We start from the raw sequence: 23,041 nt of genomic DNA on the forward strand, positions 1-23,041 counted from the left end.
CCATTCCCTTCGATACGACGCGATGCCTTCGATGACTCCTGTTCCGTGCCGAGCCGTCCGCCTTCCCCTGCGCTTGCATCCCCTGGTGCTGGCCCTGGCCGCGATGCCGCTGCCGTTGTTCGCGCAGGAGGCAGCGCCTGCGCCCAGCGTGAACATCAATGAATACATCGTACGCGGCAATACCGTGCTCGATCCGCGCCAGATCGAGCGCGCGGTCGAGCCCTTCCTCGGCCCGGGAAAGACCCTGGCCGATGTCGAGAAGGCACGCGATGCCGTCAGTGCGCTATACCAGCAGGCGGGCTACCAGTCGGTCTACGTGGAGCTGCCCGAGCAGCAGGTCAGTGGTGGCGTGGTGCTGCTGAAGGTACAGCAGACACCGATCGGCCAACTGCGGGTCGTGGGAACGAAGCACGAATCGCCCGAGCGCATCCGCGAACGCGTGCCGGCGCTGGCGGAAGGCAAGGTGCCGGACTTCGACCAGGCACAGAAGGAATTGACTGCGCTGAACGAAGGGGGCCGCCGCCAGGTGATGCCGCTGGTGCGCGAGGGCCAGGTGCCGGGCACGATGGATGTGGACCTGCAGGTCGAGGAGAAGTCGCCGTGGCGCGCCAGTGCGGCGCTCAACAACGACCACAGCGCCGATACCGAGAAGCTGCGGCTGAGTGCATCGCTGGCCCATGACAACCTGTGGCGGCGTGGGCACAGCGCGAGCATCGGCGTGTTCATCGCGCCGGAAGACATGGACCAGGCAAAGGTGTTCTCTGCCTCCTACACGGTGCCCTTCGAGGGCACGCCGTGGAGCCTGGAGGCCTCGGGCTACAAATCCGACAGCCGCGTACTCAATGCGGGTGGTCAAGGCGGTGCAGGCGCGGGTACCGGCACCAATGTGATCGGTAACGGTCATTCGATCGGCCTCAAGCTCAACTACCGCCTGCCCGGCAGCGGTGCCTGGTGGCGACAGCTCAGTCTCGGCGTGGACTTCAAGGACACCGAGGAAGACACGCAGATGGGCAAGGACAGCCTGAAAACGCCACTGAAGTACGCACCGATCACCCTGGCCTTCGTCGGCGTGCGCCAGGGCGAGCAGGATCTGCTGAGCATCAACACCCAGCTGGTGGCTGGCACCCGCCGCCTGTTCGGCTACGGCAGCGACGCCATTGCCTTCGACCAGAAGCGCTACTGGGCCGACCCGAGTTTCGTGGCCTTAAAGGCCGATGTGGCCAACACCCACACCTTCGGCAGCGACTGGCAGTGGTACGCACGCGGCTCGCTGCAGGTGACCGATGCGCCCCTGGTGTCGGCCGAGCAGTTCGCCGCCGGTGGCATGTACACCGTGCGTGGCTACCTGTCGGCCGAGGCGATCGGCGACTACGGCGGCCTGGCCAGCCTGGAATGGCGCACCCCGGCGTGGTCGCTGTGGAGCGGCACCGACCTGCGTGTCTACAGCTTTGCCGACGCGGCCTACCTGCGCCTGCGCCAGCCGCTGCCCGAGCAGCGTGACAAGTACAACCTGGCCTCGGTCGGCCTGGGCGCGCAGCTGCGCCTGGGCGAGCACCTGCAGCTTCGCCTGGACTACGCCTGGCCCTACGCCGATGGCCCGGTCACGCGCAAGGACGACCCGCGCCTGCATTTCAACATCAGCACCAGCTACTGACCCTTCCCTTGAGATGCGTTCTCCGGAGACCCTTTGCATGGACCGTCTGCTTTCCCGAATGTTGCTGCTGCTGGCTGCGCTGATCGCGCTGCCCGCCGCCGCGGCCGATGCCAACTGGTGGCAGGCCGAATGGAAGTACCGCAAGCCGATCACCGTCGACGCCGGCCCACAGGGTGCGGGGTTGGCCGGTAACCCCGGGCGGACACCGCTGCTGCTGCGCCTGCATACCGGCAACTTCGGTTTTGATGGCACCCAGGAGGGCGGCAATGACCTGCGCTTCGTTTCTGCTGACGGACGCACCGTGCTAGCCCATCAGATCGAACAGTTCGACCCGAACCTGGGCCTGGCCCTGGTCTGGGTGGACGTGCCGGCACTGACCGCCAGCGCGCCGCAGACAATCTGGATGTACTACGGCAACCCAAAGGCACCGGCCAGCGGCAATGGCCAACAGGTGTTCGATCCGGACTACACGCTGGTCTACCACTTTGCCGAAGCCAATGCGCCGGCGCGCGATACCACGGCCTACGGCAACACGGCCGGCGCGGTGGTGCCCGCAGCGGAAAGCACGGTGATCGGGCGTGGCGTGCAGCTCGGGACCGGCCCGCTGCCGCTGCCGGCCAGCGCTTCGCTGGCACAGGAAGCGGGCGCGCCGCTCACCGTTTCGGCCTGGATCAAGCCGGGCGCGCTGACCACCGCGCAGGCGATCTATGCCCGGCGTGATGGCAGTGCCGAGCTGGTGGTGGGTATCGACAACCGTGTGCCGTTCGTGCAGCTCAACGGCCAGCGCAGCACGCCGGCACAGCCAATTCCGGAAGGGCAGTGGGCGCATCTTGCGCTTACCGCCGAGAAAGGTTCGTTGCAGCTGTATCTGAACGGTCGCGTGGTGGCCCAGCTCAGTGGTGAACTGCCGGCACTGACCACCGCAGCGGTGGTGGGTGCCGACGCACCGGGTGCGACGCAGGCGCTGGCCAACTTCGATGGCGCGCTGGATGAACTGCGGGTCTCACGCGTCGCGCGCCCGGCGGCACTGCTGTTGGCCGATGCCACCGCGCAGGGCGCCGACTCGCGCCTGATCAGCTACGGTGCCGACGAGCAATCGGCGGGGCAGAGCCACTTCGCCTTCATCCTCAAGGCGATGCCATTCGACGCCTGGGTGGTGGTCGCCATCCTTGGCCTGATGATGCTGCTGTCGTGGGCGATCATGATCGCCAAGGGGCGCCACTTCGGTCGAACCAGCAAGGCCAATGCAGTGTTCACCGAGAGCTTCAGCAAGCTTTCCGGCGTGCCGCTGCGCACCTTGTCCGAGATGAACCAGCAGGGGAAGGTGCCGACGGCGATGCACGACGGTTCGCTGTGGCGCATCTACCAGGTCGCCATCGATGAAATGCAGCAGCGCCACCAGCGCGATGGCAACAGTGGCTACCTCAGTGGCGCCACCATTGCGGCGATCCGCGCCTCGATGGATGCGGTGATGGTGCGCGAGCAGGAATCGATGGCGCGGCGCATGAACTGGTTGTCGACCACCATCGAGGGCGCGCCGTACGTGGGCCTGTTCGGCACCGTGATCGGCATCATGCTGGTGTTCGTGGTGGCGGCGATGGCTGGCGCGGTGGACATCAACTCGGTGGCGCCGGGCATGGCCGCGGCGCTGCTGTGTACGGCGGCTGGCCTCGGCGTCGCGATCCCGGCGCTGTTCGGCTACAACTATCTGGGTGCACGCGCCGAAGCGATAGGCGCGGACATGGCGGTGTTCATCGACGAGTTCGCCGCGCGCCTGGCCGAAGAGCAGGACGGGCGCGGCCCGGCCGCGGTCCAGGGCTGAGGGGCGCGCCATGGGCCAGAAGGCGAAGTTCGGCATCAAGAAGCGCGAGAAGGGCATCAACGTGACGCCCTTCGTCGACGTGCTGCTGGTGGTGCTGGTGATCTTCATCCTGACCAGCAACGCCTCCATCCCCGGCATCGAGGTCAACCTGCCGAAGGCCAGCAACAGCGTCGCGCTGGAGAAGCCGAAGACCAAGGCGATCACCATCGACCCCAGCGGCCAGGTGTTCCTGGATGCCTACCCGGTGACGATGGCCGAGCTGGAAGACCGGCTGCGCACCGAGCGCGCGACCACGCCGGATTTCCCGGTGATCGTGCGCGGTGATGCGCAGGTGCAGTACGCCCGCGTGGTCGAGGTGCTGGACCTGCTGCGGCGACTGGAGCTGGCCCAGGTCGGCCTGGTCACCGGCAAGGCGCAGGGCTGAGGCATGACGGCCCATCAACCCCCTCGGCCGGAGCCCGGCATGCGCGGCCGCCAGCTGTTGGTGACCGTCGCGCTGGTGCTGGCTGCGCTGCTGGTGCTTGGCATTGCCGTGTGGTGGATGCTGTTCAAGGACACCGCCAGCACCCGCAGGCCGGTGGTGCAGCCGCCGATGCTGGCATTGCCACCACCACCTCCGCCGCCGCCACCGCCGCCGGAAAAGCCGCCGGAGCCGGAGACGCCGCCGGAAGAAACGATGCCCGAACCGGAGCCGCTGGATCAGCCGACGCCCGCTGAAGAGCCCACACCGACGCCGGACAATGCAGACCCGGTAACGATGAATGCCGACGCGCAGGCCGGTGGTGACAACTTCGGCATCCAGTCCGGCAGCGGCGGCGGTTCATCCGGCGTCGGCCGTGGCGGCGCCGGCAATGCGACATATGGGCGCTACCTCGGCTACCTGATGCAGCAGGCGATCTCGCGCGACGACAAGGTCAAGCGCCTGGCCTTCCAGCTGCAGGTGAACGTCTGGCTGGCCACGGATGGCCGCCTGGAAAAGGTCGAGCTGGTGCGCGGCAGTGGCAACGAGGAGGCCGACGCTGCCGTGCTCGATGCGCTGCGACGCATCGGAAAGGTTGACCAGGCACCGCCACCGTCGCTCGATTTCCCCGCCCGCGTGCTGATCCAGGGCCGCCGTCCCGGCGCCTGATTCCCGACTTCCGTGATTTCCCTTCTTTGGATGAGAACCGTGATGAACGACCACGACCGCGCACAAACCGATTCCCGCCGCCCGCGGCCGGCCCGACGGGCGCTGCTGTGCTGCGCCGTGCTGCTCAGTCTGGCTGCCCCGACCGGTGCGATGGCCGCTGAAACCACCATGGTCAAGCTGATCAAGGGCCTGATCGCCAGCGGCGCGCTGAAGCCGGAAGATGGACAGGCACTTCTGGTGCAGGCCGAGGCTGAAGCAGCGGCCGAATCGCGCATCGCGACCACTGCACCTTCGGCCGCCAGCGGCGGCGTGGCTCTGGAAGCCGGCGACGTGCGCGTGCCGTACGTGCCGCAGAGCGTGCGCGATGGCATTCGTGACGAAGTGCGCCAGGACGTGATGGCGCAGGCCAAGTCCGAAGGCTGGGCTGCACCGAACGAAGTGGCCGAATGGACCAAGCGCATCAAGGTCACCGGGGACATGCGCGTGCGCAGCGAGTCGCGCTTCTATTCCGAGCGCAACAGCGACATCGTGAGCAATTGGGCGTCGATCAATTCCGGCAACGGCTTCGACACCAATACCAACACCAATCTGCAGTTGCCGCCCCTGCTGAACACCCGCCAGGACCGTCGCAACCTGTGGCGCATCCGTGCCCGCCTTGGCATCGAGGCAACCATCGGCCAGCACACCACGGCCGGCGTACGCCTAGCCAGCGGCAGCAGCAATGGCCCGGTGTCGACCACCGAGCAGCTGGGCGGTGGCCTGAGCAAGAAGGACGTGTGGCTGGACCAGGCCTGGCTGGCCTACAGCCCGGCCGACTGGGTGACAGTGCGTGGTGGCCGCTTCGGCAATCCCTTCTGGACCAGCGACACGCTGTTCTCCAACGACCTCAACTTCGATGGCCTGGCCGCGAACCTGAAGTACGACTTCAACGGGGGGGACGTCGACCTGTTCGGCAACCTCGCGGTGGTGCCGCTGGAGTACACCTCCGACAGCTCGCCCAGCCAGAGCCGGGTCAAGGCCCCGAACGAGAACAAGTGGCTGTCCGGTGCGCAGATGGGTGTGAACTGGCGCTTCAATGACCAGAATTCGTTGCGCGCTGCATTAGGCTACTACGACTTCAAGAACATCAGCGGCCGCCTGTCCTCGCCGTGCGCGCTGTACGCAGGCGCGGTCGGCTGTGACACCGACTGGTCGCGCCCGGCCTTCATGCAGAAGGGCAACACCCTGATGCTGATCCGCGACATCGCGCGCAATCCGCTGGACCCGGCCAACACGCCGACCCCGCAGTATGTCGGCCTGGCCTCGGCCTTCCGCCTGGCTACCTTGAACCTGCGCTGGGACACGCAGCTGGCCCAGGGCATCGCTCTGCGCCTGGATGGCGACTACATCCGCAACCTGGCCTACGACAAGCAGGCCATGTTCAGCCGCGCCAACAACGGCATCGTCAACAACTACGGTGCCGGTGGCACCGCCAGCATCGATACCTTCCGCAGCGGCGACACGGCCTGGATGGTGCAGGCCACCTTCGGCGCCACTGACCTGAAGGAGAAGGGCCAGTGGCAGGCGCTGCTGGGCTACAAGCACATCGAGGCCGATGCGCTGCCGGACGCTTACAACGACCCGAACTTCCACCTCGGCGGCACCAACGCCCGTGGCTACTACGTGGGCGGCGCCTACGCGCTGGACGCGCGCAGCTGGATCAGTGGCAAGTGGATGGCGGCCAAGGAAGTATCCGGTGCGCCGCTGTCGATCGATGTGTTCCAGCTGGAGTTCAACACCGGGTTCTGAGCGGCGGGCGTGATGCGGATCACGTCGTGCGTGGCGGGGGTGCAGCGATGCGCACGTCTAAGGAAAGGAGACCACGCGTTGCACATAAGGAGAAGTGGATGAGCCGTCGCAAGCTGTTCGAGAGTCCCGAACCGTCCAGTCAGTCGCTGGGCATCGGGCCGGCCTACGTCTCGGTGGAGGGGCTGCGCCAGCACCTGGCGGAGTTCCTGCTGTATGCGGGACGGCCGGTGGTGATCATGCGTGGGCGCAGCGAAGTGGGGTATTTCCTGCCGGCGCGCTTCTGGCGCCAGCGTGACGATGATCCGCTGGCAGCGGCTGCCGCCGACCAGCTGCTGGACGCGGCCGGTTTCCAGGCCGAGGACATCCAGCAGGTGGAGCAGGAGTTCAACGCGATGCGCCAGCGCACCGTGTTGCATTCACGGCGCTGAGCGGAATGTAGAGCCGAGCCCACGCTCGGCTGCATGCTGCGGAGCGGAGCATGGGCTCGGCTCTACAGTAGATCCACGCCATGCGTGGACGGGGTTACGCGGCGGCCCCGCGTTCACTGGTGATGCGCGCACCCTCGCGCATCACCAGCGTAACCGGGGTCTTCTCCACGACTTCCAGCAACCGATGCCACTGTGCATCGCTCAGCTCGGCGCTGGCATGCAGCACGCGGTGCACATGGAAGCGTCCATCCTCGTCACGGTCCGAGCGCAGCTCGGCATGGAACTCGCCCAGCTCCCAGCCCTTGCGCTGCGCGTACATGCGCAGGGTGATGGCAGTACATGCCGCCAGCGAGGCCAGATACAGATCGAACGGCGCGAAACCCTTGCCCTGACCGCCCAGCGAGGCAGGCTCGTCCGCATCCACCTCGAATGTGCCGTTGCTGATGTGGTGCAGGTAGTTGTCGGCGCTCGAAACAATGCGTGCGTAGGCCATCGGGATCTCCTGTTGTCTGTAGGGCCGAGTCATGTTCGGCCAATCCCACCGTAGCGTCGAGCCATGCTCGACTGCTTCCGAAGGCGGCGCCAGCCAGAACCGGCGCCGTCACGACGATCGTATGAGAACGGGATGCCGCAGCCTTGCAGGCCAGTACACGCGTTGATCGATTACCTGGTCGAGCGTTTCGATGCGTTGGACGAGCCGTAGCCTCCCATCCGCGCGTGGCGTGGATCCACTGTAGAGCCGAGCCGATGCTCGGCTGCCTTTGGCGCAGGCACAGCCGAGCATGGGCTTGGCTCTACAAGGCGTGGCTTGCCGCCTGCGGCTGCGCAGCCCACAATCCACGTCCGGACCGTCGCCATCACGCCCATCATTCCCCGGTCCGGCCTTGGCACCTATGTCTCCCAATGCCCTGGCGCTGGTCGAGCTGCTGATCCGCGAGCGCCGTGCGTTGTCCCGCTTCATCGCGCGCTACCTCGACCCAGCCAGTACCGAGGACACCCTGCAGAACCTGTACCTGAAGGCCAGCAGCGTACCCGGCGATCCCCCCATCCTCGAGCCGCGCGGGTATCTGTACCGGATGGCCTACCACCACGCGCTCAACCGCAGCCAGGCTGACGCCCGCGAGCGGCGCGCGATGGCCGAGTACGCCGTCGACATGGCCGATGCACGCCATGATGGCGAGGCCCAGGCGCTGGACCAGGCGCAGCTGCGCGAGATCACCCAGACCATCCTTGCCTTGCCAGCGCAGGTACGCGAGTGCTTCGTGCTCAACCGTTACCTGGGCCTGAGCGAGCGCGAGATCGCCGCGCGCCTCGGCATTTCCAAGAGTGTGGTGGGCAAATACGTACTGCGCGCGGCATTGCTGATCCAGCAGCACCAGCAGGGAACACGCCGATGAGGCGCGATTGCCGTGGGCAGATCGCGCCCGCCGTTGTCACAACAGGAAAGCGCATCCGTTCGCGGTGCGGCAGGCCACAACCATGACCACGTCCGAACCCTCGCCGCGTCAGGCCAGGCAGGCGTTGCGCTGGGTGATACGGTGCAGTGCGGGTCCGCTGCCGGATCGCCAGCAACGAACCCTGCAGCGCTGGCTGCAGTCCGATCCGCGCCATGCGCTGGCATGGCGCCGGCAACAGGCCTTCTGGCAAGGGTTGGATGGCGCTGGGCCCGACGTACTGGCCGCGTTGCCCGGGTTGACGGCTGATCGCGAAGGGCTGCGTCCGCTCGCGCCGCGCCGCCGGCTGCCATGGCTGCTGGCCAGCGCTGCGGCGGTGGTGCTGATGGTTGCCGCTGCGCCACACGCGCTGCTGCTGGCACGCAGTGACCTGCGCAGCAGCGATGCACCGCGCGTGGTGCAGCTGGAGGACGGCAGCACCGCTGTACTCGACGCCGGCGCCGCACTGGCGATTGAATTCAATGGCCAGCAGCGCCGCCTTCGCCTGCTGCGCGGCCAGGCCTGGTTCCAGGTGGCGCACGAGGCGCGCCCGTTCCAGGTGGAGGCGGCGGGCGGGCTGGTCCGTGATATCGGCACTGCCTTCAGCGTGTCGAGGCTGGACACCACGGTCACCACCCGGGTCAGCGAAGGCGCGGTCGATGTGCGTCCGGGCGATGGCAGCGTGCAGCGCCTGCATGCCGGGCAGGCGCGCATGTTCCGCGACGGTCGCTGGCTGCAGCCGGTGCAGCTGGAGGATCCCGAGGCCATGGCGCCGTGGCGGCGTGGCGAGGTGGTGATCGACGATCAACCGGCCGCGCAGGCCATCGCCGATCTGGCGCGCTACCGTCGTGCCCCGGTGTGGGTGCTGGGCGGGCAGGGCGCACGCGTGCGGGTGAGTGGCCTGTTCCACCTGCAGCAACCGGAGACCGCCATCGATGCGGTTGCCGCGCAGGCGGGACTGCGCGTGCAGCGCCTGCCGGGCGGGGCCATGGTGCTGTGGTGATACGGCCCTGGCGCATGGACGAACCGGCCGCATGAAAAAAACATGAAAAAACCGTGGGCAGCCACTGTGCCCTGCTGTCTATAGAGGTATAGCCAGAGCGAAACACCGTTTTTCCTCAAGCCAGACACACCACCGGCACCGGATGTGCCCGTGGTCCCGCCCCGCTTGAGGAGTTCCTGTCCATGCCGTCCACGGCATCCGCCTGTCATCGTCGCGCCACCGTCCTGGCCCTGTCCATCTCCACCGCACTGCTGCCGCTGGCCTGGGTGCCGGTCGTGCATGCGCAACCGGCGATCGTCGCACCGGTGCGCCAGTACGCCATTCCGGAGCAACCACTGGCCGACGCGGTGCGTGCCTTTGGCCGCCAGGCTGATGTGCAGGTGGTGTTCCGCAGCGACATTGTGGAGGGCCGCCGCTCCAGTGCGGTGAGTGGCGAGTACAGCCAGATGCAGGCCCTGCAGCAGCTGCTGCGGGGCAGCGGCGTGCGCGCGCAGCGCGGCATGGACGGCACCTGGAGCCTGCGGGCCGCAGCGGAGGCGGGTGAGGGGGAAGGGGTACGGGTGACCGAGACACTGGACGTGGCCGGTCGCCTGCAGTCGGAAGGGGGAGAGGCCCGTGATCGGCGCGGCTACGATGATGTGTTCGCGCTGGACCTGACCACGGCGTATTCGGGGCGCGACCGGGTAGAGCGTTACCGCGGCTCCAACCCGGCCGATGTGGTCAAGGATCTGGTCGGCGTGTTCAGTGGCGATGCGCGCAACAGCGGCGCGCTGGACATCAACATCCGTGGCATCCAGGGGCCGGGGCGGGTGCCGGTCAGCATCGACGGTGGCGAACAGGCGCTTACGGTCTGGCGCGGCTACAACGGCGTCAGCAACCGCAACTACATCGATCCCAACCTGATTGGTGGCATCCAGGTCATCAAGGGGCCAGGGCTGGTGCGCGATGTGCACAGCGGGATCGGTGGCGCGCTGGTGATCAAGACCATCGATGTCGATGACATCGTTGCGGCCGGCGAGCGCTTCGGCGGGGAGCTGAAGATCGAAGGCAGCAGCAATGCCGTGGCGCCGCGCCTGCCACGCCTGCACACCGGCGAGGACTACCGCATCGTGCCGGGATTCCCGCAGGGCTCGCCGAACTCGCCCTATGACGACCGCACCCTGGTGGTGCCGGTGAAGTCGCGCAGCGGCAACAACCCCTTCAACGGCGAAGACCAGGCCTGGCGCCTGGCACTGGGCTACCGCGGCGATACCGTCGACCTGATGGCGGCCTACGCCTGGCGCAAGCGTGGCAACTACTTCTCCGGCAGCAAGGGAAGTGGCTACTACGACCAGGATCCGCGCGAGCAGTTCGAGTACCAGGGCATCGATTACATCACCACGCTGGCACGCTACTTCAAGCCCGGCGATGAAGTGCCCAATACCTCCAGCGAACAGGAGTCGTGGCTGGTCAAGGGTGGCTGGCAGATCAACGACGACCAGCAGCTGAAGGCCACCTGGCGGCGCACGCTGTCGCACTACGGCGAGATCATGCCCTCGCGCATCCTGTCCGCGCCGGATTACGGGCGCATCCAATGGCCGCTCAGCCGCGTCGCCTCCGATGCCTGGAACCTGGAGTACCGCTTCCAGCCAGCCGACAGCCGTTGGCTGGACCTGTATGCCAATCTATGGCGCACCGAGACGGACAGCGACACCTACACCGCAGGCGGCTTTCCGAACTTCGCGCCAGGCAACCCGGCGTGGAACCCGGACGCCAGCCCGATCCTGCGCAACACCGCGTTGGCCAATGCGCGCAACGACCGCACCGGCCTGACCCTGAGCAACCGCTTCGCGCTGCATTCCACCCTCGACCTGACCGTGGGTGGCAACTGGCAATACGAAAAGCTCGGCTCGCGTGACCCGTACTTCGGTCCCTCCGATGGCTGGCGCATGTACCCGCGCGCCGGCCGCCGCCAGGAAGGCGAGGGCTATCTGAACCTGGAATGGCGCCCGGTCGATTTCCTCACCCTCAATGCCGGCGTGCGCTACAGCCGGTACTGGGCGTTCGACGACTTTCTGCAGGCGCATCCGGAGCTGCTGACCAAGGGCGTGGGCAGCAGGGAGGCGACCTACCGGACCAACGAGCTGCCCGAGCGGCCGGCCAGTCTGCAGGCGGAGATCGACGCGCTCGAGGCCGAACGTGAGTTCTGGGAGAGTATCGGCATGGGTTCGGTGATCGACGATGCATTGCATGGCCTGCTGGCGTACTACGAGACGCCGCAGGCGGTGGAACACCGCATCGCCTGGCAGCCTGATGCCAGCGGCAACTACAGCCGTGCCACCAACCCCTGCCTCAATGGCCATGTGGCGGCGATTCCCGGTGCGCTGCCGCTCTACGCGGGCAGCGACCTGGTCTGCAGCATCGGCAGCACTCTGCAGTCGCGACCGGTGGATGGACGCAATGAACGCCGTCGTGACCATGCCTGGCTTCCCAGTTTCTCGGCCACGGTGAACCTTTCGCCGGCCGCACGCGTCTACCTGCGCTACAGCGAGGCGGCGCGCTTCCCGAGCATGTTCGAAAGCACCATCGCCTTCTCCAGCAGCCTCAACCCGCTGTATGCGCTCAAGCCGGAACACGCCTACAACTACGAACTGGGCTACGTGCACAACCTTTCCGGCCTGTTCGGCAACACCGCCGATGCCGACGTCAAGCTGGCCTATTACGTGCACAAGACCCGCAACGTGATCGAGCGTGATGCGTATTTCATGTTCGACAACATCGACAAGCAGACCATTCGCGGCATCGAGCTGCAGGCGCGCTTCGACAACCGGCGCTTCTTCACCGACCTGGGCATCACCCGTACGCTGGAAAACGAGGTGTGCGACGAAAGTACGGCCGTGCTGCTGGACGCCAATCGTGGCCTGGTCCCGAACTGCGTGCAGGACGGCTTCGTCAGTGGCTACCTGCTGACCCAAGCGATTCCGAAGCTGTCGGTGAACCTGTCGCTGGGCACGCGCCTGTTCGATGAGCAGTTGGAACTGGGGAGCCGCATCGTCCACTACCAGCGCCACGAGAACCCCGATCTGCAGGCGTACCGCGACCGGCTGCTGGCCGGCGGCAGCAGCCTGCTGTGGCAGAACGTGCCGTTCACCTGGGGCAACATCACCACCGTCGACGCCTATGCGCGCTGGCGCTTCAACCAGCACGCCAGCGTCGAGCTGGTCGGCAGCAACCTCGGCAACCGCTACTACGTCGACCCGGCCACGCGCTCCACGCTTCCGGCGCCGGGCCGCACGATCAAGCTCGGCGTCACCGCGCGCTTCTGATGTATCCGTTTCACGTGTTGTACCCGTAGTTCCCTCAACCCAAGGAGCAATACCATGAAGATGATTTCCCGTTCGGTTCTCGCCGTTGCGGCAACCTTCGCCCTGGCCGGTTCCGCGCAGGCAGCCGATATCGTCGGCGCAGCCAGCCCGGTGACCGATGCCGAGCTGTACGTCGCCGTCGGTGAATCGCAGGTCAACGGCGGCCCGCACCAGGCTGGCAAGGCCGGCATCGGCGTCGGCACCGTCTCCGGCGCCCGCCGTGTCGACTTCCAGGGCCTGTCAGCGTACTCGGTGCCGACCACGGTCAACGGCACCACCGTGCGCACCGTGGCCATGCCGATCACCGGCGCGCCGGGCAGCCACTCGGGCATGGGCCACTTCAACTTCGTCAAGGTCGGCAGCGGCGATGTGTGGTTCGGCGAGTGGTCCAAGGATGGCGCCGCCGGTGGTTTCAACAACCGGCAGGTCTACTTCGTCGGTGATCGCGCCGGCACCACGCTGCCGGCCGGTGTGGCCACCTACAGCGTGGCGGGCCTGAACAAGTTCAACGGCAGCAACCTGCTGTCGGGCACCTTCCGCGCCAACTTCGGGAACGGCACGCTGCTCGGTGGCCTGACCGGTGGTGGCCTGGCAATCAACGTCAACGCCAACATCAGCAGCGCCAACGCCTCGTTCGCGGGCACCGCCACCGCCAACGGCAGCGTTGCCGGCACCACCCAGGGCCAGTTCTTCGGCGCCAACGCGGCCACCCTGGCCGGTATTGCCACCTTCAGCGGCAACAGCCAGTACGACACTGCCTTCGGCGGCAGCAAGAACTGATCGCCACGCCCCTGACGGGGCAGGGCAGGGACAAGCCGCGATCCGCCAGTCCCTGCTTCGGCCCGTTGCACGCCCCACCACGGATCGACCATGCGCCACCCCATCTTCCTACTCGTTCTGCTGCTGGCCGCCGCCGATGTGCGCGCCCAGCAGGACGATCTGCGCCGTGTGCTGGAACAGGGCAGCGAACTACGCCACCAGCGGCAGGACCAGCAACGCCTGCAGCAGGCCGAATCGCAACGGCCGACCATCACCATCGACGGTCAGACCCTGCGCGTGGAGCGCACCGTCGATGACCTCGGCCAGGCCTTGTACCTGTCGTTGCAGCACCAGCAATGGCAGGCCGCCGCCGCGTTCCTGGACGAATACATCGAGCTTTCCGGCCATGATCCACTGCTGCGCCACTATGCGCAGGGCGCGCTGGCCCGGGTGGCCGGCGATCATCATCGTGCGGCCCGTGAATACGAAGCGCTGTTGACCGCGCAGCCGGATTTTCTGCCAGCGCGACTGGAACTGGCGCGTGTCTTTGCCGAAGACCAGCGCGACCGCGAGGCCACGGGGCTGTTTCGCGCGATCGCCTCTGGCATCGATGGCGACGACCCTGCCACGGCCGGCGTGCGTGCGCGCGTCGACGGCTATCTGGCGGCGCTGCAGGCACGGCAACGCTGGAAGGGAGCGGTCGCGGCCGGGCCCGCCTGGAGCGACAACATCAACCGCAGTTCGGCCAGCCGCACCTGTCTGTTCGGCGTGGGCGACACCTGCATCATCCAGCGCAATCTGCCTGATGCCCAGCACGCAACGGGCCTGGACTACGATGGCAGCCTGGAACGTCGCTGGGCGCTGGCCGGCCACCATGGCGTGTATGTGCGCGCGCTTGCGTTCGGCCAGGCATGGCGCGGGCACAGCGCCTACAACGAACTCAATGCGAGCGTGCAGGCGGGCTACAGCTGGCGCAGTGCACGGCACACCGTGCAGATTGCCCCGAGCTATGACTACCAGGGCCTGGGCAACCAGACCCTGCAGGGCGGCAGCGGGCTGCATGGCGAATGGCAATATGCACTGGACGCGCGCAGCCTGCTCAAGCTGGAGGCCGACTGGAAGCGCCAGCGCTATCGCCAGCACGGCCTGGCCAGCAACTACGATGGCGAGCTGGCGGCGGTGTATGCCACCTGGTTCCGCGCGCTCAATCCGCGCTGGACGCTGTTTGCCGGCCTGGACCTGAGTGACAGCAGCGCCGCCAATCCGGCCAACGGTTACCGCCAGCACGGCCTGCGCCTGGGGGCGGCGCGGCAATGGAGCGGCACCACCGCCACCGTATTCGTCTCGTTGCGCGAGCGTGATTACGATGCGTTGAGCCCGCTGCTGGAAGCTCGTCGCCAGGACAGCGAGCAGAACCTGATCGCTATCGTCCGCAGCGAGCGCCTGGCCGTGGCCGGGCTGGTACCCAGCCTGAGCCTGCGCTACGCGCGCATCGACAGCAACGTCGGCTGGCTGTACAGCCACGACCGCAGCCTGCTCAGCCTGAAGTGGGAACGGGCCTTCTGAACGCGCCGTTGCAACGCGGCGGTGAACGTGCCGTGGTCGCGATCTTCATCCATCATCACGCGCTCTTGTAGCCCGGTTCGCGCATCCTGCGGGCGTTGCGGCAGAGGTGGGCCGCGTGTATCGAGGAGCGCCGGTCGTGCTGGAAGCGGGCAACAAACCAGAGGGCCTGAAAGGGCTGCGCGTACTGGTGGCGGAGGATGAATTCGCCATCGCGATGTTCCTGGTCGACTATCTGGAGCTTGAAGGCGCACAGGTGGTGGGGCCTGCCGGTGACCTGCAGGCGCTGGGGCAGCTGGTCGATACCCATCCCATCGATGTGGCATTGCTGGACATCAACCTGGGCGGTGAGCAGGTCTATCCGCTGGCCGATCGGCTGGCCGAGGCGGGTACGCCCTTCCTGCTGACCTCCGGTTACGACGACAACCTGCCCAGCCGCTTCGCCAGCGCGCCGCGCTGTACCAAGCCCTATCACATCGAAACCCTGGTGCAGCAGCTGGCCGGGCTGGTGGCGGCGCCGCAGGTCGCTGCGGGCATCGCCTGATTGCGCGGCATGTCGCGCCGTCCTGAAGGCATCCACGCCGCCAAGCTGCGTGGCCAGATGCCACCTGCACCGCAGCTGCATGTGCGCCACGATGGCATGGCCGCGCGCATCGCCCGCCACGACTGGTCATCCACGCCGTTGGGTGCCTGCGAGCAGTGGCCGCCCCACCTGCGCGCCACCGTCGACCTGATGCTGGCCCATGGTTTCCCGATGATCGTGCTGTGGGGTGAGCAGCTGGTGCAGCTCTACAACGATGGCTATGCCGAGATTCTGGCCGACAAGCATCCCGGCGGGCTCGGCCAGCCGACCCGCGAGTGCTGGCCCGAGGTCTGGCATATCAATGGACCGATCTACCAGCGCGTCTGGCAGGGCGAAACCATCACCTACGAGGACAAACTCTATCCCCTGGCGCGCCGCGGGCGGTTGGAGGATGTCTGGTTCACCATTACCTACAGCCCGATCCGTGGCGAGGAAGGGCGCATCAACGGCGTGCTCGTGACCATGTTCGAGACCACAGCGGCGCATGTGGCCCAATCGGCACGCGAGCGCGAAGAGCAGAAGCGGCGGGAGGCGGACCGGCGCCTGGCATTGGCCTTCAAGGTGCTGCCGGTGGGCGTCTGCATTGTCGACACCGAAGGGCGCCTGCAGCTGTCCAACGACCAGATGCGTGCCTATCTGCCCAGCGGCAAGGTGCCCTCCACGGATGAGGTGAACCTGCATCGCTGGCGTGGCTGGCATGCGGACGGCAGCGCCATCGGGCCGGAGGATTTCGCCATCGCCCGTGCGATGCGCGGCGAGACCGTGGTGCCGGGGCTGGAGTTCCAGTATCTGCATGATGATGGGCGCGCGCGCTGGACCCGGGTCGCGGCCGCGCCCCTGCGCGATGGCGACGGTGAGGTCAGCGGCGTATTTGCCATCGCCGTGGACATCGACGATCTCAAGCGTGCCACCGAGCGCCAGTCTGTATTGCTGGCCGAACTGCAGCACCGGGTGCGCAACATCATGTCGACCATCCATGCCATTGCCTGGCGGACCCGCGAGTCGGTCAGCAGCGTGGATGAATACGCTGAACGGTTGTGCGGGCGACTGATGTCGCTGGCACGCACGCAGAGCCTGCTGACCCGTGGCGCCAATGCCGGGGTCTGCCTGCGTGGCATGATCGATGAGGAGATCGCGGCGCTGAGGCCGGCAGCGGCCGCCTACCGCCTGCAGGGCGAGGACGTGTTGCTGCCGCCGAAGGCGGCCGAAGTGCTGTCCCTGGCGATCCACGAATTGGCGACCAACGCCCTGCGGCATGGCGCACTGAGCCATGAGGATGGCCGGATCGAGGTGACCTGGCACCTGCATGTGCAGGGCGGGCAGCCGTGGCTGGGGCTGCACTGGTGTGAACGCCATGCCGCTGTGGAAGACTGGGAGCTGCCCCGGCAGCGTGGGCTTGGCCGGGCGCTGATCGAGCAGCGCGTGCCCTATGAACTGGCCGGCAGCGGTGAACTGCGCTTCGACCCGCAGGGACTGGATGCCTGGATCCGCTTCCCGCTGCGCGAGCGTGACAGCCTGCTGCAGACCGATGCGCCGTGCGCTGCGGCGGACGGCTCCGGCAGGTAAAGGTTCATTTATATCCAATTTGACCAAATTGGGTATAGTGGCCATTATCCACCCTGCCCGGAGCCGTGCCATGACCCTGCCGCTGGATCTGCCTGGCCTCGAAAAGGCCCCCGCGTCGTCGGTGAAGACCCGTGGCTGGCCGAGCCTGATGCGCACCGTGCGCGAGAAGCAGGCGCTGGTCATCACCAACCACAACCACCCCGAAGCGGTGATCGTGGACATCCGCACCTACCAGGAACTGCTGGCCAAGGCCGCTGGCGGCGATGCCGGTGAGCGCAGCGAAGAACTGCTGCGCCTGCGCGGTGAGTTTGACCAGACCCTGGCCAGCCTGCAGCGCGGGGAGGGGCTGGGCAAGGTGCTGGGCCAGCCGATCCGCCGCGGTCGCAAGGTCACCCTCGGCCGTCCGCTCTGACCGATGGGGCGGATCCTGGTGCTTGCCGGCGTCAATGGCGCCGGCAAGAGTTCGCTGCTGGGTACCTGGCTGGAAGCCGAAGGGCTGGGCTGGTTCAACCCCGATTCGTTCACCCGGCGCCTGGTGGAGGCTGGCTGGCTGATGCCCGATGCCAATGCCGAGGCGTGGCAGGAAGGCACCCGCCGCCTGCGCCAAGCCATGGCCGAGGGCACCGACTTCGCCTTCGAGACCACACTTGGAGGAAACACCATTCCGCGCCTGCTGCGCGAGGCCTGCGCCCAGCACCAGGTGGCGATCTGGTTCTGCGGGCTGGCATCGGTGGAGCTGCACATTGCCCGCGTTGCAGCGCGGGTGGCGGCGGGCGGGCATGACATTCCGGTGGAGAAGATCCATGCCCGTTTCGACTCGGCGCGCGAGAACCTGCTGGACCTGCTGCCGCACCTGGCCGAACTGCATGTCTACGACAACAGCGCCCCGGCCGATGCCGAGGGCTGTGTCGAACCGCTTCCGGTGCTGGCGATGGTCAATGGCCAGCTGCAGTACCCGGTCTCGGTGGCCGAACTGCTGCACACCCCGGACTGGGCCAAGCCCATCGTGATGCGCGCGATGGAGTTGAACACCTCCCGGTAGATCCACGCCATGCGTGGATGGCGTATCGCCGCTCCCTTGCAGCGCCGAGCCCATGCTCGGCTGAGCCCCCCCAAGAGCAGCCGAGCGTGGGCTCGGCTCTACAGGGCCGGCTTCACCTGCTCGGGCTCGGCAACGTCCGGCAGCGACGGCAAGGTCGGGTCCACCGTCACCGGTACATCGCTCTTCAGCAGGGCGGCCGCTTCCTTGTCGCTGCCGACCGCCGGCGGTGAACCGCGCAGCGGCAGGCCGGCGGTTTCCTTCACGAACAGCATCGTCACCAATCCGATTACGGCCGCGCCCATCAGGTAGTAGGCCGGCACCAGCGGATCGCCGGTGCGCTCCACCAGCCACGCGGTCACCAGCGGCGTGGTGCCGCCAAACAGCGACACCGACACATTGAACGCGATCGACAACGCGCTGTAGCGCACCGGGGTGTAGAACAGCGCGGGCAGCGTGGACGGCATCGAGCTGGTGAAGCACACCAGCGCCAGGCCCAGCAGCATCAGGCCCATGAAGATCAACCCGTCGTTGCCGCTGCCGACCAGCAGCAGGCACGGAATCGGCAGCACCAGCAGTGCGATGCAGGCACCAATGATCATCGGTCGGCGGCCCAGCCGGTCACTGAACAACCCGCCGACGATGTTCAGCGGCATCATCACCAGCATCACGATGATGATCAGCAGCAGCCCCTTGCTCTCGGCATAGCCCATGGTGACGCTGAGGTAGCTGGGCATGTAGGTCAGCAGCATGTAGTCGGTGACGTTGAACACCAGCACCAGGCCCATGCATACCAGCAGCTGGCGGCCATGCACCTGGAACAGTGCGCCCAGCCCGGGACGATCGTGCTCGCGCTTCTCGGCTTCCTCGGCGAAGGCGCGGAACGCCGGGGTTTCCTCCAGTTTCATGCGCATGTACAGGCCGAGCAGGCCGAGCGGACCGGCCACCAGGAATGGGATGCGCCAGCCCCAGTCCAGCATCTGCTCGCTGTTCAGCACCATGTGCAGTGCGGTCACGGTGCCCGCGCCGGCGATGTAGCCGCCCAGTGTGCCGAACTCCAGCCAGCTGCCCATCAGGCCGCGGTTGCGGTCGGTGGAGTACTCGGCGATGAAGGTCGCCGCACCGCCATATTCACCGCCGGTGGAAAAGCCCTGCACTACGCGCGCGAGCAGCAACAGCACCGGGGCCCATATGCCGATGCGCTCGTAGGAAGGAATCAGGCCGATGGAGAAGGTGCCGAGCGCCATCAGGATCATGGTGAACGCCAGCACCTTCTGGCGGCCATAGCGATCGCCCAGCGGGCCGAATACCAGGCCACCCAGCGGCCGGACCAGGAACGCCACGGTGAATGTCGCGAAGGCAGCGATCACCTGTGCAGTGGGATTGCTGGACGGGAAGAACACCTGGCCGATGGTGACGGCCAGATAGCCGTAGACACCGAAGTCGAACCACTCCATGGCATTGCCCAGTGCGGCGGCACCGACGGCGCGCTTGAGCATGGGCTTGTCGACGACGGTGATCTCGTCGACCTTCAGGTGGCGGCGGCGCTTGAACCAGCCGAAATGGGCATGTGCCTCGGGCGTGTCCTGCATGGGGGCTCCCTTGGAGATGTGGAATGGGAAAGGCAGCACGCGTGGATGCACGCGCACGGCAAAGCACCGCCGTTGCGGCGGAAACATGGCAACGCGACTACGGCGGCGCAGTCAGCGGCCGGGAATCACAGCGATGCGGGAAGTGGCAGGCGAAGTGCCTGCGGGCGTCATCCGCCAGGATCCAGCGCGAGGCGGTGGATGGGCGGAGCAGAAACATGCGTGGCAAGCGAAGCGCCGGTCGGCAGTGCTTTCCACGTAACAGGTGCGCCCGTCACGTAGTGGGTCGTGTCGATCATCGGTTCATCATAACGGCACGCGCGTGAGCGTGCAGCGAAGCGGACTGATCTGCATGCTGTGTTCCACCGTGCTTGTTCATCTTCACGGCGGTGATGACATGCGTTGAACGGAATCTGGCCGCACTGCTCACACGTCGCCCTCTACGTTGGAGGCGAACGCAACAGAGAAGGAGCATCGCATGACCCGTCGCATTCCCGAAGGTACGCTCGTGGTTGTCGCCGATGGTGGCTCGGCCCGTGTATTCACCAACGTTGGCAGTGATCACCAGCTGGCCTTGAAGCAGGAGGGCGAACTGCGGATGCAGGACATCAGCGAGCAGGGCGTTTCCGGGCAGGGACCGGCCGGTGCGGTGCCGAAGGACATGTCCATCTCCCAGCTCAACGAAGCCACGTTTGCCAAGCAGGTGGCCGAGCAGCTCAACGATGATGCGTTGAACAACCGCTACGCACACCTGGTGCTTGTGGCCGACCCGACCACGCTGGGACGCATCCGCCCGCTGCTGCACAAGGAGACCCAGGCACGCTTGCTGGGTGATATCGCCAAGGACCTGACCAATGCACCGCTGGCGGATATCCAGAAAGCAGTTGCAGCCTGATCCTGCCGGTTCTGCCACAGCGGTTGTGGGGCCGAGCCCAGGTTCGGCCCCACGGTGAAGCGTTCACCAGCTGTAACTGACACCCAGCTGCGCACTGGTCTGGTGGAAGCCACTGGCCTTCTGCAGCGACAGACCGCCCCAGGCGCCCACGCCGTTGGCGAACTTCAACGACGCACCGGCACTGAACTCGCCGCGATTACGCGGAATGCGCGCGTCCACCACCTCATCGTCCATGCGGATCTGCGATTCGCTTCGGGTATGCAGCCAGTTGGCGGCCAGGTACGGCTGTACATCGGTGGTGCCGCTGCCCCATCGGGTCACCCCGGACAGGCGCACCCCCGCACGGCCGAACAGGCCATCGGCATTCTCGGCACTCACCACCGTACCGTTGGTTTCGGCGTGGCGGTAGCTGTCCCAGCGGCTGTAGCCCACCTGCAGCTGCGGCTCCAGATAGATGCCACCATGGCTGGCGCCACCCACGCGGAACGCATAGCCGGTCTCCACCGCACCCTGCCAGGCGCGGCTGGCATAGCGCTCGGTGTCCAGGCCGATGCCTTCCACACGGTTGCGGAACTGTGCACGCTGCACCGAGCCATCCACGTAGAAACCGGCATACGGGTCGCCATCGTTGCCGCCGCGCCAGGTGCCGTACACGCCCAGGGCTTCGCCCTTCACCTTGCCGCGCGCGTAGTAGCCGGTCAGTTCATTGGTGGAGGTGCTGGTGGCATTGCCGCTGGACAGCATCACGCCCACGCTGCTGCCTGAATCGTGACGCCATAGATCGGCACCGACGGTCAGCGCCTGGCTGTTACCGCGGATGTCAAGCTGGCGGCTGATCGCATCGAAGCCATTGCGGGAGCCATCCACGCGCGCCCAGGCACGGCCTGCGTTCTGGCCGGCATGGCGGTCGTGATAGCCAATGCGGAACATGGTCTGCGCGGCCTGCAGGTTGGCCAGGTAGGCGCCCGGTTCGGGACGCAGCACCGGGTCCGGATCCGGGCCGGGCAGCACCGGGTTGCATTCGGGCAGCGCCGGGTCGGTTTCGCACGGGTCCGGCTGGGTCGGAAGCTGCGAACGCAGGTACCAGTTGCCATCGGCCCCTGTGCCTTTGAACAGGAAGTACTCGTACTGCCCGCCCACGGCACGACCGGCCAGGTTGAACTGGCCATTGGAGGCGCCACCGACCGAGATCAGCTCGATGCCCTGGCGGGTCTGCGCACCGGCACCACCCACGTTGTTCACGCGCACGTTCGCAGTACCAACGGTGTCGCCCTCGATGACCAGCCTGTCAGTGGCGGCACTGTCATCGGCCAGCACGGTGTTGAACACGATCGTGCCATCGTTGCCGATGAAGTCTCCGGCCACGGTGAGGGTGTTGAACGTGCTGCCATCGCCCAGCGACACCGTGCCATTGCCCAGGTCCAGACGGCCCAGGGAGGAATCGCCGTTCATGACCCAGGTGGATGCATCCAGCGCGAGGCTGCTGACGTTGCTCATCGCCCCGGTCAGGCGTGCCTGGTTCTGCAGGCGAACGTGAGTGGTGGCTCCTGCGCCGTTGACGATGTCACCGGCCAGCACGCTGTCGTCCACGGTCAAGCTGACATCGACGTCACCGTTGGTGTCCAGCAGCACGCCGTTGCCCGCCGAGACCGTCGTACCATTGCGGAGCACGATGTCTGCGCCAAACTGCGCCGGGGTCACCCACTCGGTGACATGGATGGCCGAGCCGGTTGAGCTGGCCAGATGCGAGCCGTCGACCGACAACAGGCTCCTGCCCGGAGAAGGGCCGCCGAATCCCCGTGGGTCATTGGTGATGGTCACTGCGTGATCGTCACCCTGGACCAGGCTGCCGCCACTGACGCTTGCCTGAGCGGTACGACGGAAGCTGATCCCCGCTGAACCAAACAGGCTGGAGCCGGATGCCGTCACCCGGGAACCCACAAGACTGAGAATCCCTCCCTCGGTAAGGCGGATCGCATCGCCACTGCCGTTGAACTCGGAACTCGTGGCGTGCAGCTCTGAACCCGAGCCCACGATGGCTGCAGCGCCGGATGAGTTGTTAACCAGCGCACTATTGAAGGTTCCAACCGAGCCATCGCTCAGCTGTGCGGTGCCGCTGATGGACGCGCCGTTGACCTGCAGTCGGGAGCCGTTCGCTGCGGTTATGTCTTGTGTCGTCGCGCCCGGCGCGAGCATCAATGTGGCGCCGTTCAGTGTCCAAGCCTCTACAGGATCGCCCGAGTTCACCGTGGCGGACTCACCGGGGATGAGGTTTCCCGCCTGGGCGGACAGGGTGATGCAGAGTGCACTGGCAATTCCCAGGGCGAGCGAACTACGGACTGCAATGGACATGGCAGACTCCTGTTTGATGAGCATTGGAGGCGCGGCCGCATTCACGTTGCTGGGATGAATAAGACGCGCGCGGAGGGTGAAGGTTGTGTGACCG

19 protein-coding genes are annotated in these 23,041 nt (G+C 66.6%); 16 read left to right on the plus strand and 3 right to left on the minus strand.

Annotated features, from left to right (window positions below):
* Positions 1-31: 31 nt before the first annotated feature.
* From ACZK0Z_RS10530 to ACZK0Z_RS10555, 6 genes are all read left to right on the plus strand, one after another.
* Positions 32-1,654 carry a ShlB/FhaC/HecB family hemolysin secretion/activation protein gene (locus ACZK0Z_RS10530; RefSeq protein WP_197631887.1) on the plus strand — a complete coding sequence of 541 codons (1,623 nt, stop codon included), beginning with the start codon at positions 32-34 and terminating at the stop codon, positions 1,652-1,654.
* Between the two features lie 37 nt (positions 1,655-1,691).
* A complete protein-coding gene (locus ACZK0Z_RS10535) occupies positions 1,692-3,476 on the plus strand; it encodes a DUF2341 domain-containing protein (RefSeq protein ID WP_049431576.1) in 1,785 nt (594 codons plus the stop codon).
* A 10-nt stretch (positions 3,477-3,486) separates the two neighbouring features.
* Positions 3,487-3,900 carry an ExbD/TolR family protein gene (locus tag ACZK0Z_RS10540; protein WP_005409874.1) on the plus strand — a complete coding sequence of 138 codons (414 nt, stop codon included), beginning with the start codon at positions 3,487-3,489 and terminating at the stop codon, positions 3,898-3,900.
* A 39-nt stretch (positions 3,901-3,939) separates the two neighbouring features.
* A complete protein-coding gene (gene tolA, locus ACZK0Z_RS10545) occupies positions 3,940-4,605 on the plus strand; it encodes a cell envelope integrity protein TolA (RefSeq protein WP_106548636.1) in 666 nt (221 codons plus the stop codon).
* A gap of 42 nt (positions 4,606-4,647) precedes the next feature.
* Positions 4,648-6,393 (plus strand): putative porin, encoded by a 1,746-nt coding sequence (locus tag ACZK0Z_RS10550; RefSeq protein WP_197631888.1) that lies wholly within the window; start codon positions 4,648-4,650, stop codon positions 6,391-6,393.
* A 98-nt stretch (positions 6,394-6,491) separates the two neighbouring features.
* A complete protein-coding gene (locus ACZK0Z_RS10555; RefSeq protein WP_049430241.1) occupies positions 6,492-6,821 on the plus strand; it encodes a hypothetical protein in 330 nt (109 codons plus the stop codon).
* A 94-nt stretch (positions 6,822-6,915) separates the two neighbouring features.
* On the opposite strand, the gene ACZK0Z_RS10560 is transcribed toward ACZK0Z_RS10555, so the two are convergent.
* Positions 6,916-7,314, minus strand: coding sequence for an OsmC family protein (locus ACZK0Z_RS10560; protein WP_049430243.1), 399 nt, complete (start codon positions 7,312-7,314; stop codon positions 6,916-6,918).
* A gap of 400 nt (positions 7,315-7,714) precedes the next feature.
* Between ACZK0Z_RS10560 and ACZK0Z_RS10565 the strand changes: the two genes are divergently transcribed.
* The 9 genes from ACZK0Z_RS10565 (at position 7,715) to ACZK0Z_RS10605 (ending at position 18,114) form a co-directional block, all read left to right on the plus strand.
* Positions 7,715-8,218 carry an RNA polymerase sigma factor gene (locus ACZK0Z_RS10565; RefSeq protein ID WP_049430245.1) on the plus strand — a complete coding sequence of 168 codons (504 nt, stop codon included), beginning with the start codon at positions 7,715-7,717 and terminating at the stop codon, positions 8,216-8,218.
* A gap of 82 nt (positions 8,219-8,300) precedes the next feature.
* The gene (locus ACZK0Z_RS10570; protein ID WP_197631889.1) at positions 8,301-9,257 is read left to right on the plus strand and encodes a FecR family protein; all 957 of its coding nucleotides are present in this window, start codon (positions 8,301-8,303) and stop codon (positions 9,255-9,257) included.
* Positions 9,258-9,439: 182 nt separating this feature from the next.
* Positions 9,440-12,562 carry a TonB-dependent receptor gene (locus ACZK0Z_RS10575; RefSeq protein WP_197631890.1) on the plus strand — a complete coding sequence of 1,041 codons (3,123 nt, stop codon included), beginning with the start codon at positions 9,440-9,442 and terminating at the stop codon, positions 12,560-12,562.
* A 54-nt stretch (positions 12,563-12,616) separates the two neighbouring features.
* On the plus strand, positions 12,617-13,381 hold the full coding sequence (locus ACZK0Z_RS10580) for a Slam-dependent surface lipoprotein (RefSeq protein WP_049430250.1): 765 nt from the start codon (positions 12,617-12,619) through the stop codon (positions 13,379-13,381).
* 90 nt (positions 13,382-13,471) lie between these two features.
* Positions 13,472-14,926, plus strand: coding sequence for a surface lipoprotein assembly modifier (locus tag ACZK0Z_RS10585; protein ID WP_197631891.1), 1,455 nt, complete (start codon positions 13,472-13,474; stop codon positions 14,924-14,926).
* A 136-nt stretch (positions 14,927-15,062) separates the two neighbouring features.
* Positions 15,063-15,467, plus strand: a complete 405-nt coding sequence (locus ACZK0Z_RS10590) for a response regulator (RefSeq protein WP_049430253.1) — start codon at positions 15,063-15,065, stop codon at positions 15,465-15,467.
* Between the two features lie 9 nt (positions 15,468-15,476).
* The gene (locus tag ACZK0Z_RS10595) at positions 15,477-17,072 is read left to right on the plus strand and encodes a sensor histidine kinase (RefSeq protein WP_049430256.1); all 1,596 of its coding nucleotides are present in this window, start codon (positions 15,477-15,479) and stop codon (positions 17,070-17,072) included.
* Between the two features lie 70 nt (positions 17,073-17,142).
* Complete coding sequence (locus ACZK0Z_RS10600; protein WP_005413623.1) at positions 17,143-17,484, plus strand: type II toxin-antitoxin system prevent-host-death family antitoxin; 342 nt, start codon at positions 17,143-17,145, stop codon at positions 17,482-17,484.
* A gap of 3 nt (positions 17,485-17,487) precedes the next feature.
* Positions 17,488-18,114, plus strand: a complete 627-nt coding sequence (locus ACZK0Z_RS10605; protein WP_197631892.1) for an ATPase — start codon at positions 17,488-17,490, stop codon at positions 18,112-18,114.
* Positions 18,115-18,212: 98 nt separating this feature from the next.
* On the opposite strand, the gene proP is transcribed toward ACZK0Z_RS10605, so the two are convergent.
* Positions 18,213-19,703, minus strand: coding sequence for a glycine betaine/L-proline transporter ProP (gene proP, locus ACZK0Z_RS10610; RefSeq protein WP_197631893.1), 1,491 nt, complete (start codon positions 19,701-19,703; stop codon positions 18,213-18,215).
* A gap of 475 nt (positions 19,704-20,178) precedes the next feature.
* Between proP and ACZK0Z_RS10615 the strand changes: the two genes are divergently transcribed.
* Positions 20,179-20,595, plus strand: coding sequence for a host attachment family protein (locus ACZK0Z_RS10615; RefSeq protein ID WP_197631894.1), 417 nt, complete (start codon positions 20,179-20,181; stop codon positions 20,593-20,595).
* A gap of 63 nt (positions 20,596-20,658) precedes the next feature.
* Here the strand turns inward: ACZK0Z_RS10615 and ACZK0Z_RS10620 are convergent, their stop codons facing one another.
* Complete coding sequence (locus tag ACZK0Z_RS10620; protein WP_197631895.1) at positions 20,659-22,947, minus strand: autotransporter family protein; 2,289 nt, start codon at positions 22,945-22,947, stop codon at positions 20,659-20,661.
* Positions 22,948-23,041: the final 94 nt, after the last annotated feature.

The organism is Stenotrophomonas sp. 116085_Sma, assembly GCF_056479585.1.

What these genes read in the sequence shown, in the direction of transcription:
- ACZK0Z_RS10595 (WP_049430256.1), top strand. Translation starts at nt 15,477, where the DNA reads ATGTCGCGCCGTCCTGAAGGCATCCACGCCGCCAAGCTGCGTGGCCAG.
- ACZK0Z_RS10550 (WP_197631888.1), top strand. Translation starts at nt 4,648, where the DNA reads ATGAACGACCACGACCGCGCACAAACCGATTCCCGCCGCCCGCGGCCG.
- ACZK0Z_RS10605 (WP_197631892.1), top strand. Translation starts at nt 17,488, where the DNA reads ATGGGGCGGATCCTGGTGCTTGCCGGCGTCAATGGCGCCGGCAAGAGT.
- ACZK0Z_RS10580 (WP_049430250.1), top strand. Translation starts at nt 12,617, where the DNA reads ATGAAGATGATTTCCCGTTCGGTTCTCGCCGTTGCGGCAACCTTCGCC.
- ACZK0Z_RS10565 (WP_049430245.1), top strand. Translation starts at nt 7,715, where the DNA reads ATGTCTCCCAATGCCCTGGCGCTGGTCGAGCTGCTGATCCGCGAGCGC.
- ACZK0Z_RS10585 (WP_197631891.1), top strand. Translation starts at nt 13,472, where the DNA reads ATGCGCCACCCCATCTTCCTACTCGTTCTGCTGCTGGCCGCCGCCGAT.
- ACZK0Z_RS10535 (WP_049431576.1), top strand. Translation starts at nt 1,692, where the DNA reads ATGGACCGTCTGCTTTCCCGAATGTTGCTGCTGCTGGCTGCGCTGATC.
- ACZK0Z_RS10575 (WP_197631890.1), top strand. Translation starts at nt 9,440, where the DNA reads ATGCCGTCCACGGCATCCGCCTGTCATCGTCGCGCCACCGTCCTGGCC.
- ACZK0Z_RS10530 (WP_197631887.1), top strand. Translation starts at nt 32, where the DNA reads ATGACTCCTGTTCCGTGCCGAGCCGTCCGCCTTCCCCTGCGCTTGCAT.
- ACZK0Z_RS10620 (WP_197631895.1), bottom strand. Translation starts at nt 22,947, where the DNA reads ATGTCCATTGCAGTCCGTAGTTCGCTCGCCCTGGGAATTGCCAGTGCA.
- ACZK0Z_RS10570 (WP_197631889.1), top strand. Translation starts at nt 8,301, where the DNA reads ATGACCACGTCCGAACCCTCGCCGCGTCAGGCCAGGCAGGCGTTGCGC.
- ACZK0Z_RS10540 (WP_005409874.1), top strand. Translation starts at nt 3,487, where the DNA reads ATGGGCCAGAAGGCGAAGTTCGGCATCAAGAAGCGCGAGAAGGGCATC.
- tolA (WP_106548636.1), top strand. Translation starts at nt 3,940, where the DNA reads ATGCGCGGCCGCCAGCTGTTGGTGACCGTCGCGCTGGTGCTGGCTGCG.
- proP (WP_197631893.1), bottom strand. Translation starts at nt 19,703, where the DNA reads ATGCAGGACACGCCCGAGGCACATGCCCATTTCGGCTGGTTCAAGCGC.
- ACZK0Z_RS10615 (WP_197631894.1), top strand. Translation starts at nt 20,179, where the DNA reads ATGACCCGTCGCATTCCCGAAGGTACGCTCGTGGTTGTCGCCGATGGT.
- ACZK0Z_RS10560 (WP_049430243.1), bottom strand. Translation starts at nt 7,314, where the DNA reads ATGGCCTACGCACGCATTGTTTCGAGCGCCGACAACTACCTGCACCAC.
- ACZK0Z_RS10600 (WP_005413623.1), top strand. Translation starts at nt 17,143, where the DNA reads ATGACCCTGCCGCTGGATCTGCCTGGCCTCGAAAAGGCCCCCGCGTCG.
- ACZK0Z_RS10555 (WP_049430241.1), top strand. Translation starts at nt 6,492, where the DNA reads ATGAGCCGTCGCAAGCTGTTCGAGAGTCCCGAACCGTCCAGTCAGTCG.